General features: G+C 55.9%; 14 protein-coding genes. 4 read left to right on the forward strand and 10 right to left on the reverse strand.

The window, feature by feature from the left end:
• Positions 1 to 22: 22 nt before the first annotated feature.
• The 9 genes from AB4N84_RS10910 to rpmH all read right to left on the reverse strand — a co-directional run bounded on the left by AB4N84_RS10910 (position 23) and on the right by rpmH (position 8,709).
• Positions 23 to 895 (reverse strand): ParB/RepB/Spo0J family partition protein, encoded by an 873-nt coding sequence (locus AB4N84_RS10910; protein WP_460046333.1) that lies wholly within the window; start codon positions 893 to 895, stop codon positions 23 to 25.
• A 9-nt stretch (positions 896 to 904) separates the two neighbouring features.
• Positions 905 to 1,699, reverse strand: a complete 795-nt coding sequence (locus tag AB4N84_RS10915) for a ParA family protein (protein ID WP_062386221.1) — start codon at positions 1,697 to 1,699, stop codon at positions 905 to 907.
• Between the two features lie 18 nt (positions 1,700 to 1,717).
• Complete coding sequence (gene rsmG, locus AB4N84_RS10920) at positions 1,718 to 2,353, reverse strand: 16S rRNA (guanine(527)-N(7))-methyltransferase RsmG (protein WP_208605207.1); 636 nt, start codon at positions 2,351 to 2,353, stop codon at positions 1,718 to 1,720.
• Between the two features lie 5 nt (positions 2,354 to 2,358).
• Positions 2,359 to 4,257: a tRNA uridine-5-carboxymethylaminomethyl(34) synthesis enzyme MnmG gene (mnmG, locus tag AB4N84_RS10925; protein ID WP_460046334.1), complete on the reverse strand. Its 1,899-nt coding sequence runs from the start codon at positions 4,255 to 4,257 to the stop codon at positions 2,359 to 2,361.
• 530 nt (positions 4,258 to 4,787) lie between these two features.
• Positions 4,788 to 6,158 carry a tRNA uridine-5-carboxymethylaminomethyl(34) synthesis GTPase MnmE gene (gene mnmE / locus AB4N84_RS10930; protein ID WP_460046335.1) on the reverse strand — a complete coding sequence of 457 codons (1,371 nt, stop codon included), beginning with the start codon at positions 6,156 to 6,158 and terminating at the stop codon, positions 4,788 to 4,790.
• 78 nt (positions 6,159 to 6,236) lie between these two features.
• On the reverse strand, positions 6,237 to 7,916 hold the full coding sequence (gene yidC / locus AB4N84_RS10935) for a membrane protein insertase YidC (RefSeq protein WP_074757420.1): 1,680 nt from the start codon (positions 7,914 to 7,916) through the stop codon (positions 6,237 to 6,239).
• A 2-nt stretch (positions 7,917 to 7,918) separates the two neighbouring features.
• Positions 7,919 to 8,164, reverse strand: a complete 246-nt coding sequence (gene yidD, locus AB4N84_RS10940) for a membrane protein insertion efficiency factor YidD (RefSeq protein WP_074757422.1) — start codon at positions 8,162 to 8,164, stop codon at positions 7,919 to 7,921.
• Positions 8,157 to 8,558, reverse strand: a complete 402-nt coding sequence (rnpA, locus tag AB4N84_RS10945; protein ID WP_460046337.1) for a ribonuclease P protein component — start codon at positions 8,556 to 8,558, stop codon at positions 8,157 to 8,159. The genes yidD and rnpA overlap by 8 nt, the downstream gene beginning before the upstream one ends.
• Before the next feature lie 16 nt (positions 8,559 to 8,574).
• Positions 8,575 to 8,709: a 50S ribosomal protein L34 gene (gene rpmH, locus AB4N84_RS10950; protein ID WP_002551315.1), complete on the reverse strand. Its 135-nt coding sequence runs from the start codon at positions 8,707 to 8,709 to the stop codon at positions 8,575 to 8,577.
• 588 nt (positions 8,710 to 9,297) lie between these two features.
• On the opposite strand from rpmH, the gene dnaA reads away from it, so the two are divergent.
• Genes dnaA through gyrB form a run of 4 tightly spaced genes read left to right on the forward strand, consistent with a single transcriptional unit; the run spans position 9,298 to position 15,515 of the window.
• Positions 9,298 to 10,836, forward strand: a complete 1,539-nt coding sequence (gene dnaA / locus AB4N84_RS10955; protein ID WP_074757426.1) for a chromosomal replication initiator protein DnaA — start codon at positions 9,298 to 9,300, stop codon at positions 10,834 to 10,836.
• 35 nt (positions 10,837 to 10,871) lie between these two features.
• Positions 10,872 to 11,975 (forward strand): DNA polymerase III subunit beta, encoded by a 1,104-nt coding sequence (gene dnaN, locus AB4N84_RS10960; protein WP_074757428.1) that lies wholly within the window; start codon positions 10,872 to 10,874, stop codon positions 11,973 to 11,975.
• 14 nt (positions 11,976 to 11,989) lie between these two features.
• The gene (gene recF, locus AB4N84_RS10965; RefSeq protein ID WP_460046338.1) at positions 11,990 to 13,093 is read left to right on the forward strand and encodes a DNA replication/repair protein RecF; all 1,104 of its coding nucleotides are present in this window, start codon (positions 11,990 to 11,992) and stop codon (positions 13,091 to 13,093) included.
• Positions 13,094 to 13,097: 4 nt separating this feature from the next.
• Entirely contained in the window at positions 13,098 to 15,515 is a 2,418-nt protein-coding gene (gene gyrB / locus AB4N84_RS10970) for a DNA topoisomerase (ATP-hydrolyzing) subunit B (protein WP_460046339.1), read from the forward strand.
• Between the two features lie 58 nt (positions 15,516 to 15,573).
• Here the strand turns inward: gyrB and AB4N84_RS10975 are convergent, their stop codons facing one another.
• Positions 15,574 to 16,689: an acyltransferase family protein gene (locus AB4N84_RS10975; protein WP_460046341.1), complete on the reverse strand. Its 1,116-nt coding sequence runs from the start codon at positions 16,687 to 16,689 to the stop codon at positions 15,574 to 15,576.
• Positions 16,690 to 16,833: the final 144 nt, after the last annotated feature.

Here is a 16,833-nt window from a genome sequence, read left to right on the forward strand (position 1 = left end):
TACACGCTACGCACGATTTGTTTCAGCGGATGTGGGCGAGGACGCCCTGCAACTCATCCAGTGAGTTATAACGGATTACCAACTGGCCTTTTCCCTTTTGACCATGGCGAATCTGCACCGCAGAGCCTAGGCGCTCGGCCAGACGCTGCTCGAGTCGGGTGATGTCCGGATCGGCTTTGACGGGTTCGGAAGGCTCCTGCTTGCCACTCAACCACTGCCGTACAAGTGCCTCAGTCTGGCGCACGGTCAGCCCGCGTGCGACAACATGTCGCGCCCCGTCGACCTGCCTTTCTTCCGGCAAACCCAGCAACGCTCGGGCATGACCCATTTCAAGGTCTCCGTGGGACAGCATAGTCTTGATCACCTCAGGCAGCGCGATAAGACGCAAAAGGTTGGCCACGCTGACGCGTGACTTACCCACAGCCTCCGCGACCTGCTGCTGGGTCAACTGGAATTCCTGCTGCAAGCGCTGCAGCGCGATGGCCTCTTCAATCGGATTGAGGTCTTCGCGCTGGATATTCTCGATGAGCGCCATTGCGATAGCCGCTTCATCCGGCACGTCACGCACCATTGCCGGGATCGTTTCGATGCCTGCCTGTTGGCTGGCACGCCAGCGACGTTCACCGGCGATGATCTCAAAGCGGTTGTCGGCGATCGGGCGCACCACGATCGGCTGCATGACGCCCTGAGCCTTGATCGAATTGGCCAGTTCTTCCAGCGCCTGCGGATCCATATCCCGGCGTGGCTGATATTTGCCGCGCTGGATCAGATCCAGCGGAATGTGCTGTAACTCGCGCTGATCGGCCTGAACGGCCTGTTCTTCCAGCGCGCTGACGGTGGGGCTGCTCAGCAGTGCGTCCAGCCCACGTCCGAGTCCTCGTTTCTTGACGGCCATGGGATTTCCTTAAGTGGGCTGGGCGGCGGCGCGGGATCCGCGACGTTGACGACGAACCATTTCGCCCGCCAGAGCCAGATAAGCCAGGGCACCGCGAGAGGTCTTGTCATAGGCCAGCGCCGGCATCCCGAAACTCGGGGCCTCGGCCAGTCGAATGTTGCGTGGGATCACAGTGTCGTACAGCTGGTCGCCGAAATGTTCCTTGAGCTGGGCAGAGACATCGTTGATCAGGCTCAGACGCGGGTCATACATCGTTCGCAACAAGCCTTCGATCTTGAGCTGTGGATTAAGCAGCTCGGCGATGCGCTTGATGTTATCCACAAGGTCACTCAGGCCTTCTAGCGCGAAGTATTCGCACTGCATGGGGATAATCACACCGTCCGCCGCTACGAGGGCATTGAGCGTCAGCATCGACAGGGATGGAGGGCAGTCGATCAGGATGTAATCGTAGTTCTCGCGAATCGGCGCCAGCGCTGTGCGCAGGCGTGCCTCTTTCATCTGCATTTCCAGCAAGACGACTTCAGCGGCGGTCAGGTCGCGGTTGGCAGGCAGCAGTTGATAACCGCCGTGCTCGGAAAAATGCATGGCCTGGTTCAGGTCACATTCGCCGATCAGAAGATCGTAGACGGAATGCTCCAGCCCATGTTTATCCACACCGCTACCCATGGTGGCGTTGCCCTGTGGATCGAGATCGATCAACAACACCCGACGCTTGGTAGCAACCAGCGACGCTGCGAGGTTGATGCAGGTGGTGGTTTTACCCACACCACCTTTTTGGTTCGCTATCGCGAATACCTTAGCCATTCTTGCGTGTGTTCCCTGTCATGCCGTGCGGCGCAGTATCAGCAGATGCCGTTGGCCTTGGCAACCCGGTACGGCCAAGGCTTGCGCGCTTTCCAGACGAAAATCTGCGGGCAATGCTACCAGTTCGTCAGCCGGATGCAGACCTTTCATTGCCAGCCATCGCGTCTGGGTGTCACCCATGTGACGCGTCCACTGTGTGAAGTCTTCAAGGCTGCTGAAAGCGCGGGAGATGATTCCTGTGAACGGCTGTTCAGGCTGGAATGCTTCTGCACGGCTGTGGATAACTTGGAGATTGTCGAGTTTCAGCTCGAGTTTTACCTGGGTCAAAAAGCGAGTTTTTTTGCCATTACTGTCCAGACACGTGACCTGCATGTCCGGGAACAGGATCGCCAGCGGAATACCGGGCATGCCGCCGCCACTGCCCACGTCAAGCTGGCGCTCGCCCTGAATGTAAGGCACGACACTCAGGCTATCGAGCAGATGGCGAGACACCATTTCGTCCGGATCGCGGACAGCTGTCAGGTTGTAGGCCTTGTTCCACTTGATCAGTAACGACAGATAGCCCAGCAGTTTTTCATGCTGGACTTCACTCAGGTCGACGCCCAGTTCGCGGGCGCCTTGGGTCAGTTCTTCTGCGTGCTGCGGGGTGACCATAGAACTCAAGCGCTTTGCTCCAACTGACGGCCCGCGCCGCGTTTTTTCAAATGAATCATCAACAGCGAGATCGCTGCTGGGGTCACACCCGGAATACGCGAAGCCTGGCCCAATGTCTCAGGACGCGTTGTCCCCAGCTTGCTCTGAATCTCTTTCGACAGACCGGAAATGGTCGTGTAGTCGATATCGTCCGGCAGTTTTGTATTTTCGCTGGCACGCAGACGAGTAATCTCGTCCTGCTGACGATCAATGTAACCGGCGTACTTGGTTTTGATTTCGACCTGCTCGGCAACCTGTGGATCGATTGACCCCTGACCCGTCAACGCAACGAGGTTGACGTAGTCAATTTCAGGGCGGCTCAGCAGGTTGAGCAAATTGTACTCGTGGGTCAGTGGCGTTCCGAAATGCGCGGACACGGCGTCGCCCTGCTCAGTGCCTGGACGAATCCAGGTCGATTTCAGACGCTGCTCTTCCTGCTCGATGCTTTCGCGCTTGGTACAGAACGCAGCCCACCGCGCATCGTCGACCAATCCCAACTCGCGCCCCTTCTCGGTCAGGCGCAGGTCTGCGTTGTCTTCGCGCAGGATCAACCGGTACTCCGCACGAGAAGTGAACATGCGGTAAGGCTCTTGAGTACCCAGGGTAATCAAATCATCCACAAGCACACCGATGTACGCTTCATCACGACGCGGGCACCAGCTTTCCTTGCCTTGAGCACGCAGCGCTGCGTTGGCACCGGCGAGCAAACCTTGTGCGCCAGCTTCTTCGTATCCGGTGGTGCCGTTGATCTGGCCAGCGAAGAACAGGCCGCCGATGACCTTCGTTTCCAGGCTGTATTTCAGATCCCGCGGATCGAAATAGTCGTACTCGATGGCGTAACCAGGGCGAACGATATGGGCGTTTTCCATGCCGCGAATCGACTGCACGATCTGCAACTGGACGTCGAATGGCAGTGAAGTCGAAATCCCGTTCGGATAGAGCTCATGCGTGGTCAGGCCCTCCGGTTCGATGAAGACCTGGTGGCTTTCCTTGTCGGCAAAGCGATGGATCTTGTCTTCGATCGACGGGCAGTAACGCGGGCCCACACCTTCGATTTCGCCGGCAGCGGAATACATCGGCGAACGATCGAGGTTCGCAGCGATGATTTCGTGAGTGCGCGCATTGGTGTGAGTAATCCAGCAACTGACCTGGCGCGGATGCTGTTCCTTGGAACCCAGGAACGACATCACCGGGATGGGCGTGTCCCCGGGTTGCTCGGTCATCACCGAGAAATCCACAGATCGACCATCAATGCGCGGAGGCGTACCGGTTTTCAAGCGCCCGACCCGCAGAGGTAATTCGCGAAGCCGGCGTGCGAGCGCGATCGACGGTGGATCACCTGCCCTGCCACCGGAGTAATTCTGCAAACCGATGTGGATAAGTCCACCGAGAAAAGTGCCGGTGGTCAAAACCACAGAGTCCGCCATGAACCGCAAACCCATCTGCGTGACCACGCCCCGTACCTGGTCCTGCTCGACAATCAGGTCATCGCAGGCCTGCTGAAATATCCACAGGTTCGGCTGGTTTTCAATGATCTCGCGGACCGCTGCCTTATAGAGAATACGGTCAGCTTGAGCACGGGTCGCCCGTACTGCCGGGCCTTTGCGGCTGTTGAGCACGCGAAATTGAATACCGCCCAGATCGGTAGCCGTGGCCATTGCACCACCCAGCGCATCGATCTCTTTAACCAGATGACTTTTACCAATGCCGCCAATGGCAGGGTTGCAGCTCATTTGCCCGAGGGTTTCCACGTTGTGCGTAAGCAGCAGGGTTTTCGCACCCATGCGTGCAGACGCCAGTGCTGCCTCGGTACCGGCATGACCGCCGCCGATGACGATCACTTCAAAACGGGAAGGGAAATCCACCACGCACCTCGTGCCTGTTTTTGGGGGGGAATAGGAAATTGGCGGCAAGTATAGGGACTTCGCCCCCCTGAAAGGAACCTTTTGCGCAAAATTTAACCAGCTGTGGATGAATGGCGGTTAAAGAAATTAAAAAGAAAGAAATTTATAAAATCTTTGTTTTTATGTTTATGTTTAGAGAGGCAACTTTCTGTGGATAGATCTCTACAGGCCTTAATATTCGATGTGTACAGAGATTCAAAAGTCTGTGTTCATGTGCCGATAAGGCCCTTGGATAACGTGTCTAAGCCTGTGGATTAAAGTGATGGTTGTCCACAGGCGAGGTTATCCTCCGATTTTAGGCCCACTTATCAACTGAGCTGAAGCGCGGTTATGCACAGGGCTCATTTGGTGGTGAGTCCTGTTTGGACGACCGAAAATCGCGTGCACGAGTACGCTCTGGCGGTCAAAGGATCGGATTTAATGTTCAGGAGGGGGATGAAGCGAGGGTAGACAGGTCGGGAAATGACCTGCCTGTCGAAAAAACGGACCGGTTATTTGCCGATGCAGAAGCTGGAGAAGATTCTTCCCAGTAGATCGTCAGAGCTGAATGCCCCAGTGATCTCTCCGATAGACTGCTGAGCAATGCGCAGGTCCTCAGCCAGCAGCTCCCCCGCACCCGCCAGGGTCAACTGTGAGCGGCCGTGCTCTAGCGAAGCACTGGCCTTATGTAGCGCTTCCAGATGCCGACGTCGAGCGCTGAAGCTGCTTTCCGCGGTTTGCTGATAACCCATGCAGGCCTTCAGATGATCTCGCAGAAGCTCAAGCCCTTCACCGCCGGCTTTGGCGCTGAGGTTGATGGTGACATGGCCATCTTCACTGACCTCGAGCCCTACAGGATCCCCACTCAGGTCAGTCTTGTTTCTGATGAGCGTGACCTGCGCGGGGTCCGGACGCTGCTCGAGGAATTCCGGCCAGAGGGCAAACGGATCCTGCGCCTCCGGCGCGGTGGCATCCACCACCAGCAGTATTCGGTCAGCTTCCGAAATAGCCTTGAGCGCCCGTTCGACGCCAATTCGTTCAACATGATCCTCTGTATCGCGAAGGCCAGCCGTGTCCACAACGTGCAGCGGCATGCCGTCGATGTGGATATGTTCGCGGAGCACGTCTCGGGTCGTGCCGGCAATCTCGGTAACGATCGCGGCTTCTCTTCCTGCCAATGCATTGAGCAGGCTGGACTTACCTGCGTTCGGTCGGCCGGCGATTACCACGGTCATGCCGTCACGCAGCAGCGCGCCTTGATTGGCTTCACTCAGGACAGTGGATAACTGAAGACGCACGTCATCAAGCATGCTGAGGACGTGGCCATCAGCCAGGAAGTCTATTTCCTCTTCCGGAAAGTCGATGGCAGCTTCTACGTATATCCGCAAACTGATCAGTTTCTCGGTGAGGTTATCCACACGCTGAGAGAAAGCACCTTGCAAGGACCGCAACGCATTGCGCGCCGCTTGTGCAGAACTGGCTTCGATCAGGTCGGCAATGGCTTCAGCCTGCGCGAGATCGAGCTTGTCGTTAAGAAAGGCCCGTTCGCTGAATTCGCCGGGGCGTGCCAACCGGCTTCCCAGCTGTACACAGCGCTGCAGCAACATGTCCAGCACGACCGGGCCGCCATGGCCTTGCAGCTCCACAACATCTTCGCCCGTAAAGGAGTTCGGTCCGGGGAAATACAGGGCAATGCCCTCGTCGATCACTTCCCCATGCTCGTCCTGGAACGGGCCAAAGTGCGCATGGCGAGGCTGCAATTCTTTTCCAGTGATCGCCTTTGCGGCGTTGGCGGCCAAGGGGCCGGAGATACGCACAATGCCAACGCCGCCTCGTCCCTGGGCGGTGGCAATCGCGGCGATGGTTTCACGAGGGACGTTCATGGCCCGGCTCCTGAATAACTAACGGATAGCAAAACGCCCCACGAGGGGGCGTTCTGAATGACTTATTCACAGGGTAGATCAAGCGGCAGCTTTTTTGGCCTTGGCTTCGATGCTACGCGTGATGTACCACTGTTGAGTGATGGACAGGGTGTTGTTCACAACCCAGTACAGCACCAGACCCGCCGGGAACCACAGGAAGAAGAAGGTGAAGATGATTGGCATCAGCTTCATGACCTTGGCTTGCATCGGATCCGGAGGTGTAGGGTTCAGACGCTGCTGAATGAACATGGTCGCGCCCATGATGATCGGCAGGATGAAGAACGGATCCTTGATCGACAGGTCGGTTATCCACAACAGCCAAGGCGCCTGGCGCATCTCGACGCTTTCCAGCAGTACCCAGTACAGCGACAGGAACACTGGCATTTGTACAAGAATCGGCAAGCAACCACCTAGCGGGTTGATCTTCTCTTTCTTGTACAGCTCCATCATCGACTGTGAAAGCTTCTGACGGTCGTCGCCATGCTGCTCTTTCAGGGCAGCCAGACGTGGCGCAACGGCACGCATACGCGCCATCGACTTGTAGCTGGCAGCGGACAGAGGGAAGAAAAGCCCTTTGATCAGCATGGTCAGGAAGATGATCGACCAACCCCAGTTACCCACAATGCTGTGGATATGTTGCAACAGCCAGAAAATCGGCTGGGCAATGAACCACAGAATGCCATAGTCGACGGTCAGTTCCAGGCCCGGGGACAACTCTTTGAGTACGGCTTGGCTTTTCGGACCGGCGTACAACGTGGTGGTGGTTTCAGCCTTGGCACCCGGCGCAACGGTCAGTGCTGGACCGGTGAAACCGATGATGTAGTTACCCGCGCTGTCTTTGCGAGTGGTTACGGTGTTGCTGTCAGCCTTGTTCGGGATCCAGGCAGTGACGAAATAGTGCTGCAACCAAGCGACCCAACCACCTTGAACCGTATCTTTCAGCGAGCCTTTATCGATGTCCTTCATCGAAACCTTTTTGTAAGGCTCCGACGGTGTCCACATGGCCGCACCCAGATAAGTGGCGGTGCCAGTGGCGGTAGTCGACGACGGATCTGCGCTTGCATCGCGTTTCAGCTGAGCGAACAGATTACCGTTCCACGCTTGCGCGCTCTGGTTATCGATCAGATAAGAAACGGTCAGATCATACAGGCCGCGTTTGAAGGTAAAACGCTTGATGTAGTTGACGCCGGCATCGCTGAATTTCAGATCGACAACGAGATCGTTCTGCCCATCCGCCAATTGAAAACTTTTCTGTGTCGCGACGTAGACAGGGCGACCGGAAGCGCGGGCATCCGGACCGTTTGCGCCCGTCAGGCCGCTCTGTGCCAGAAAGGTACGCTCGCCGCCATTGTCGAACAGCTGAAACGGAATTTCAGGATGGTCTTGACGGCGTGGATACAGTGGCAAGCGAAGCTGCACCACATCACCGCCGACTGGATCGATTTCCAGGTTCAACACATCGGTTTTAACCTGAATCAAGTCTTTGCTGGCAACCACCGGAGTTTCGGTTGGCGCAGCGACTTCACCTGTTGCACTCGGAACGTCTGCGTTGGCAGCAGCCGTACCTTGCGGAGTGTCAGGGAGAGCGGATGTATTGGTGTTGGCGGCAACATTCTGAGTCGGCAAGGCAGCCTGACCATAGTCCTGGTTCCATTTCAGGACACCGACATAGGTCACGATTGCCAGGGCGACGATCAGGATCGTGCGTTTAATATCCATGATTACTCGGCCATCGAAGAGGAACGGGAGGTGGGAGCAGGTGGAACCGGGTCGAAACCACCGGGATTCCACGGATGACAGCGACCTAGGCGACGCAAGGTCAGCCAGCCGCCGCGCACCAGGCCATAATTTTCAATGGCTTCGTACGCGTAGCAGGAGCAACTGGGGTAGAAACGACAGTGACTGGCCATCAGAGGACTAATGGCATAGCGGTAAAACTGGATCGGAACGAGCGCCAGTTTACGCATCAGGACTGTCTACCCCCGCAGTTTCGGTTTTGACTTCTGAAGTTGGCCGGCTGCGCGCCAGACGTTTCCAGAGCTTGCCGAAATGCTGAATCAATTCGGGGTTTTCAATGTCACCCAAGCCTTTGCGCGCGACAACCACAATATCCCAACCAACGAGGGTGTCTTGGTGGTGGCGAAAAGATTCGCGCATCAGGCGTTTCAAGCGATTGCGCTCGACGGAGAGCTTCACGCTCTTCTTACCGATCACCAATCCCAAGCGGGCGTGATCCAGGTCGTTGTTGCGCACAAGGAGCAGGAGATTTTTCCCCGGAACCTTGCCGGTGGGGGAGTCAAAGACTGCCTTGAAATGCCGGGGTGTCAGCAAACGCTTTTCCCGACTGAAGTCTCGACTCACCACCTGTGCCGATTAATCAAACTGCCAGACGCTTACGGCCTTTGGCGCGACGACGCGACAGAACTGCACGGCCGTTTTTGGTGGCCATACGAGCACGGAAACCGTGGGTGCGGGCGCGCTTGATAGTGCTGGGTTGGAAAGTACGTTTCATGGCGTGTTACCTGGTTCGTCCACAACGGGCCGGAATGGCCCCCGTTTTAAGAGACCGGGGATTCTAGAGAAAGCAAGCTCTCAGGTCAATTTCCAACCAACGTTTCTTCCATTTACTTCTTGCCTGCATTTCGTAGGGCACACGCCCGTTCGTGAATGACAGGTGGGGACCTTAGACATAAAAATAAAGAAGGAAAGTATTTAAAGCTTTTCTGTAAAGCTTATAAAGACTAGAGACGACCCTCTCTGTGGATAAGTAGGTTTAGCCCCTTTAAATCAAGGTGTACAGAGAATCAAAACTCTGTCTAAAAGCCGTGTTGCGCCTGTGCTGCGCCCTCGGAAAACCTGTGCGTGGAATGGGATGTTATCCACAGGGCAGTTACCCACAGATTTCCGCCCCCAGTTATGCAATGGGCTGAGTCACGGTTATCCACAGGGCTTATGCACATGCCACCGGTCGGGATTTTTCATCATAAGAGGTTGATTTTGAGATGCCCGTCAGCCACCTACATGTGGATAAGTCTGCCGGGGGTGGTTACAATGGGCGCTTGTTTTTGCCTCACCGGCTTTCGAAACTTAGGGGATATCCGTGTCAGTGGAACTTTGGCAGCAGTGCGTGGAGCTTTTGCGCGATGAGCTGCCTGCCCAGCAATTCAACACCTGGATCCGTCCGCTACAGGTCGAAGCCGAAGGCGACGAGTTGCGTGTCTATGCGCCAAACCGGTTCGTGCTTGATTGGGTGAATGAAAAGTACCTGGGTCGCGTGCTCGAATTGTTGGCGGAACAAGGCCAGGGCATTGCGCCTTCGCTTTCCTTATTAATAGGCAGCAAACGAAGCTCTGCTCCCCGAGCCGCGCCCAATGCTCCGTTGGCAGCGGCCGCCGCCGCATCGCAGGCTGCTCAAAATGCAGCCAGCCAGGTCACCACGTCCTCTGCTCCGGCTGCCACACCTGCGTCAGCACCTGCTGCGCCTGTGGTGCAAGTAGCGTTGGATGTAGATGACGAGCCTTCGCGTGCAAGCTTTGACCCGATGGCAGGCGCCAGCTCTCAGCAGGCACCTGCTCGCGCTGAGCAGCGCAATGTCCAGGTCGAAGGAGCGCTCAAGCACACCAGCTACCTGAACCGTACCTTCACGTTCGAGAATTTTGTTGAAGGTAAGTCAAACCAACTGGCGCGCGCCGCAGCGTGGCAGGTCGCGGATAACCCCAAGCACGGCTACAACCCGCTGTTCCTTTATGGTGGTGTCGGCTTGGGTAAAACCCACTTGATGCACGCTGTGGGTAACCACTTGCTCAAGAAAAATCCGAATGCGAAGGTTGTTTATCTTCATTCGGAGCGTTTCGTTGCGGATATGGTTAAAGCGCTGCAACTCAATGCAATCAATGAATTCAAGCGTTTCTATCGCTCCGTCGATGCCCTGCTGATCGATGACATTCAATTTTTCGCTCGCAAGGAGCGTTCTCAGGAAGAGTTTTTCCACACCTTCAACGCGCTCCTTGAAGGCGGTCAGCAGGTCATCCTGACCAGCGACCGTTATCCAAAGGAGATCGAAGGTCTGGAGGAGCGTCTCAAATCGCGTTTTGGCTGGGGCTTGACCGTAGCGGTCGAACCACCCGAGCTTGAAACCCGAGTAGCGATCCTCATGAAGAAAGCAGATCAGGCCAAGGTCGAACTTCCCCACGATGCTGCCTTCTTTATTGCCCAACGCATTCGATCCAACGTGCGTGAGCTTGAGGGTGCGCTCAAGCGTGTCATCGCTCACTCCCACTTCATGGGGCGCGACATCACCATCGAGTTGATTCGCGAGTCGCTCAAGGACCTGCTGGCGTTGCAGGACAAGCTGGTGAGTGTGGATAACATTCAGCGCACTGTCGCTGAGTACTACAAGATCAAGATCTCCGACCTTTTGTCGAAACGTCGTTCGAGATCGGTTGCACGCCCGCGGCAAGTCGCGATGGCGTTGTCCAAGGAATTGACCAACCACAGTTTGCCGGAGATCGGCGATGTGTTTGGCGGACGCGACCATACCACCGTGCTGCACGCCTGCCGCAAGATCAATGAGCTTAAAGAATCCGATGCGGACATCCGCGAGGACTACAAGAACCTGCTGCGTACTTTGACTACGTGATGCTGACGCAGCTTTTCAAGGCAAGGGACTAGACCATGCATTTCACCATTCAACGCGAAGCCCTGTTGAAACCCCTGCAACTGGTCGCGGGCGTTGTCGAACGCCGCCAGACCTTGCCGGTTCTGTCGAACGTGTTGCTGGTCGTCGAAGGGCAGCAGCTGTCCTTGACCGGTACCGACCTGGAAGTCGAGCTGGTTGGACGGGTTCAGTTGGAAGAGCCTGCAGAACCGGGCGAGATCACTGTGCCGGCTCGTAAGCTGATGGACATCTGCAAAAGCTTGCCGAATGACACCCTGATCGATATCAAAGTCGACGAGCAGAAGCTCGTCGTCAAAGCCGGGCGCAGTCGTTTTACGCTGTCGACGTTGCCGGCCAATGATTTCCCGACGGTAGAAGAAGGGCCAGGTTCGCTGACGTTCAACCTGGTGCAAAGCAAACTGCGTCGGTTGATCGAACGCACCAGCTTCGCCATGGCTCAACAGGACGTACGTTACTACTTGAACGGCATGCTGTTGGAAGTGCAATCAGGCATTCTGCGCGCAGTCGCCACCGATGGTCACCGTCTGGCAATGTGCTCGATGTCTGCAGAAATCGAGCATGCTGATCGGCATCAGGTGATTGTGCCGCGCAAAGGTATTCTGGAACTTGCACGCCTCCTGACCGAGCAGGATGGTCTGGTCAGCATCGTGCTGGGTCAGCATCACATACGCGCCACGACCGGCGAGTTTACGTTCACTTCCAAACTGGTGGACGGCAAATTCCCGGACTACGAACGCGTACTGCCTAAAGGCGGCGACAAACTGGTGGTGGGTGATCGTCAAGCGTTGCGCGAAGCATTCAGCCGTACTGCCATTCTGTCGAACGAGAAGTACCGTGGTATTCGTCTACAGTTGGCCAGCGGTCAGCTGAAGATTCAGGCAAACAACCCTGAGCAGGAAGAAGCGGAAGAAGAGATCAGCGTTGATTACAACGGTAGTTCGTTGGAGATCGGCTTTAACGTGAGCTATTTGCTCGACGTGTTGGGCGTCATGACGACTGAGCAAGTTCGTCTGATCCTTTCCGACTCAAACAGCAGTGCGCTGGTACAAGAGTCTGGCAATGACGATTCGGCTTACGTCGTCATGCCGATGCGCCTGTAATCAGCAGTCGATAGATGTCTCTCAGCCGCGTCTCGGTCACCGGGGTGCGCAATCTGCACCCGGTGACCTTCTCCCCCTCCCCCCGCATCAATATCCTTTATGGCGCCAACGGCAGTGGTAAAACCAGTGTGCTTGAGGCGATCCATCTGCTTGGACTTGCTCGTTCGTTCCGTAGTACCCGCCTGCAACCTGTTATCCAATACGAGCAACCTGCTTGCACGGTCTTCGGACAGGTTGAACTCGCTGAAGGTGCGCACAGCAATTTAGGCATTTCGCGGGATCGCCAAGGCGAATTCCAGATTCGTATCGACGGTCAGAACGCTAAAAGCGCTGCTCATTTGGCGGAGACGTTGCCGCTGCAATTGATTAACCCAGACAGCTTTCGGCTGCTTGAGGGTGCTCCGAAGATCCGCCGCCAGTTTCTGGATTGGGGAGTGTTCCACGTGGAACCTCGCTTTATGGCCACTTGGCAGCGCCTGCAGAAGGCCCTGAGGCAGCGGAACTCGTGGCTTCGGCATGGTACACTTGACGGCGCTTCGCAGGCGGCTTGGGACCGGGAACTGTGCCTTGCCAGTGACGAAATCGATGAGTTTCGAAGGGCTTATATCAAGGCCCTTAAACCCGTGTTCGAACAGACGTTGAGCGAACTGGTTCAGCTTGATGGCCTGACCCTGAGTTACTACCGCGGTTGGGATAAAGAGAAAGACCTGAGCACTGTGCTCGCCTCGTCTCTCTATCGCGATCAACAAATGGGTCATACGCAAGCAGGACCGCAACGCGCAGATTTGCGTCTTCGGCTTGGCGGTCATAACGCAGCGGATATCCTGTCACGCGGACAGCAGAAGCTCGTGGTCTGCGCGTTACGTATTGCTCAAGGTCATCTTGTTAGTCAGGCGCGCCGCGGCCAATGTATTTATCTCGTCGACGATCTGCCATCGGAGCTCGACGAGCATCACCGCAGCGCATTGTGTCGCTTGCTGGAAGAATTACGCTGCCAGGTATTTATCACCTGTGTAGATCATGAATTGTTGAGGGAAGGCTGGCAGACGGAAACGCCAGTGGCTGTGTTCCACGTGGAACATGGCAGTATCACCAAGACCCACGACCATCGGGAGTGAATGCATGAGCGAAAATCAAACGTACGACTCGTCCAGCATTAAAGTGCTAAAAGGACTTGATGCCGTACGCAAGCGTCCCGGTATGTACATCGGCGATACGGACGATGGCAGCGGTCTTCACCACATGGTGTTTGAAGTGGTGGACAACTCCATCGACGAAGCGTTGGCTGGCCATTGCGACGACATCAGCATCATCATCCATCCGGACGAATCCATCACCGTGCGCGACAACGGCCGCGGCATTCCGGTTGATGTGCATAAAGAAGAAGGCGTTTCCGCGGCTGAGGTCATCATGACCGTGCTGCACGCCGGCGGTAAGTTTGATGACAACTCCTACAAAGTATCCGGCGGTCTGCACGGTGTAGGTGTTTCTGTTGTAAACGCACTGTCTGAAGAACTGAACCTGACCGTTCGCCGCAGCGGCAAAATCTGGGAACAGACATACGTTCATGGTGTGCCGCAGGAGCCGATGAAAATCGTCGGCGAGAGCGACTCCACGGGCACGGAAATTCATTTCAAACCGTCCGCCGAGACATTCAAGAATATTCATTTCAGCTGGGACATCCTGGCCAAACGCATTCGCGAACTATCCTTCCTTAACTCCGGTGTGGGTATCGTCCTTAAGGATGAACGCAGCGGTAAGGAAGAGTTGTTCAAGTACGAGGGCGGATTGCGTGCGTTCGTCGAATACCTGAACACCAACAAGACGCCGGTGAATCAGGTCTTCCACTTCAACATTCAACGTGACGACGGTGTCGGCGTCGAAATCGCGCTGCAGTGGAACGATAGCTTCAACGAAAACCTGTTGTGCTTTACCAACAACATCCCTCAGCGTGACGGTGGTACCCACCTCGTGGGTTTCCGCTCCGCGCTGACGCGTAACCTGAACAACTACATCGAGCAGGAAGGTCTGGCGAAGAAGCACAAAGTTGCCACGACCGGTGATGACGCGCGTGAAGGCCTGACAGCGATTATCTCGGTGAAGGTTCCTGATCCGAAGTTCAGTTCGCAGACCAAGGACAAGCTGGTTTCTTCCGAGGTGAAGACCGCAGTCGAGCAAGAGATGGGTAAATACTTCTCTGACTTCCTGCTGGAAAACCCGAACGAAGCCAAAGCCGTCGTGGGCAAGATGATCGACGCTGCCCGTGCCCGTGAAGCAGCGCGTAAAGCCCGCGAGATGACCCGACGCAAAGGCGCTCTGGATATCGCAGGCTTGCCAGGCAAACTGGCTGACTGCCAGGAGAAGGACCCTGCCCTCTCCGAACTGTATCTGGTGGAAGGTGACTCTGCTGGCGGTTCCGCCAAGCAGGGACGTAACCGTAAGACTCAGGCCATCCTGCCGCTCAAGGGCAAGATCCTGAACGTTGAAAAAGCCCGCTTCGACAAGATGATTTCCTCACAGGAAGTCGGCACCTTGATTACCGCTCTGGGCTGCGGCATCGGTCGCGACGAGTACAACATCGACAAGCTGCGCTACCACAACATCATCATCATGACCGATGCTGACGTCGACGGTTCGCACATTCGTACCCTGCTGCTGACGTTCTTCTTCCGTCAGTTGCCGGAGTTGGTCGAGCGTGGCTACATCTACATCGCTCAGCCACCGTTGTACAAGGTCAAGAAAGGCAAGCAAGAGCAGTACATCAAAGACGACGACGCCATGGAAGAGTACATGACGCAGTCGGCCCTGGAAGACGCAAGCCTGCACTTGAACGAGTCCGCGCCTGGTATCTCCGGTCCTGCACTGGAAAAACTGGTCAATGACTTCCGCATGGTCATGAAGACGCTCAAGCGTTTGTCGCGCCTGTACCCTCAGGAGCTGACCGAGCACTTCGTGTATTTGCCGCCTGTAGCGATGGAGCAATTGTCGGATCACGCCGCGATGCAGGACTGGCTGGCCAAGTTCGACGAGCGTCTGCGTGTTGGCGAAAAATCCGGTCTGGTTTACAAGGCAAGCCTGCGTGAAGACCGTGAACGTAATGTCTGGCTGCCAGAGGTCGAACTGATCTCTCACGGCCTGTCCAACTACGTGACGTTCAACCGCGACTTCTTCGGCAGTAATGACTACAAGACCGTCACCGCTCTGGGTGCGCAGATCAGCACGTTGCTTGAAGAAGGTGCCTACGTACAACGTGGCGAGCGCAAGAAGCCCGTTACCGAGTTCAAAGAAGCCCTCGCCTGGCTGATGGCCGAGAGCACCAAGCGCCACACCATTCAGCGATACAAAGGTCTGGGTGAAATGAACCCGGATCAGTTGTGGGAAACCACGATGGACCCAAGCGTGCGTCGCATGCTGAAGGTCACCATCGAAGACGCGATCGCTGCCGATCAGATCTTCAACACGCTGATGGGCGACGCCGTAGAACCTCGCCGCGACTTCATCGAAGCCAACGCCCTGGCGGTCTCGAACCTGGATTTCTAAGGTTCAATCGCCACAACAAAAACCCCGGCCGATACCCATCGGCCGGGGTTTTTGTTTTTCAGGCCGACCCGCTTCTCACACCTGCCCAATACGTTTTTAAGTCTGTCATCGTGGACGTGAGCTGCGCAGCAACCGCATGTCGTCGCGCCATGGCTGGCTTTTCAATGAAGTGCCAAGAGAACATCGCGGCAACCAAGACTATCGGGAATGCCACCAGCATCATGCTGAGAGGACCGATGCCTTTGACCTGATGCGCGAGTATCTCTTGAACAGGGAAGGCATAGATGTAAACGCCGTAAGAGTAATCGCCCAACTGGTTGTAGCGATCCACAAAGCGGTTGGTGGCAAAGCCCAGGTAGAAGATCAGGTACGTCCAGGCGGCCACGAAGCATTCGAAGAACCATGGCTTTTGATAGGACCACGCGGCCAATGCCGCCAGCGGGAGGAACCACACGAAGCGATGTTGAATGTGCTGACGATAACGGTACAGCGACATGCCGAGTACGAACGGAAGGCTCCAGGTGAAGAAGAACTGGGCCCGGTGCAGTTCGTTCAGCAGTGTGGTGTTGGCCAGCAACTCCTTGAAGGCGATGTAGATGATCGCGTAAACGAGCAGAAACCCGGCAAACCGCACGCCTCGTCCGTAGAACGCAAACGCGCCCAAACCGCCTACCAGCACATACAACGTCACTTCGTAAAACAGCGTCCACAATGAGCCGTTGATGCCTGGCCACGGGTTATCCTCGAAGACGCCGGGGAGCTGAAATTTCATGCTGAACAGCATGAGGTTATTGCTCAGGTAACTGTAAATTGCACCTGAGCGGAAATATTCCAGCGCGCCCAGTGTCGTAAAGATCGGGCCGATCAGGAAGACGCTCAGTAACAGGACGAGGGACAGGCCCGGGTAGATGCGCAGAAACCGCGCTGAGAAAAAATCCAGGTTAGTAGGCGCACGGTCTCGGCTGAGGGAAATAAAGAAGCCGGAAACGCAAAAGAAGGTGATCACGGCCAGTTCACCGAGCGACAGACCCAGCCAACTGGATAAAGGCTCAATGGCGGTACTGCCCAAGGCGAGTGGATAACTGTGAGAGATCAGTACCGCCGTTGCAGCAAGCATTCTGATGAGGTTGAAGTTATTGTTCCGTCTGGACGCCAGATCACCCAATGTATTCATACCGCCTCCGCCCGCAAACAGGGCAACTGCATTTCGATCCATTTACCGCTGTGATGCTTCACGTCCAGAGCAACGCGCAATACCGAGAGGCAAGAAGTGTGTTCCCACGCTCGAACCATACACCGGCGGTGTACAGGGTCTAAT

Source organism: Pseudomonas sp. S2_H01 (assembly GCF_054668305.1).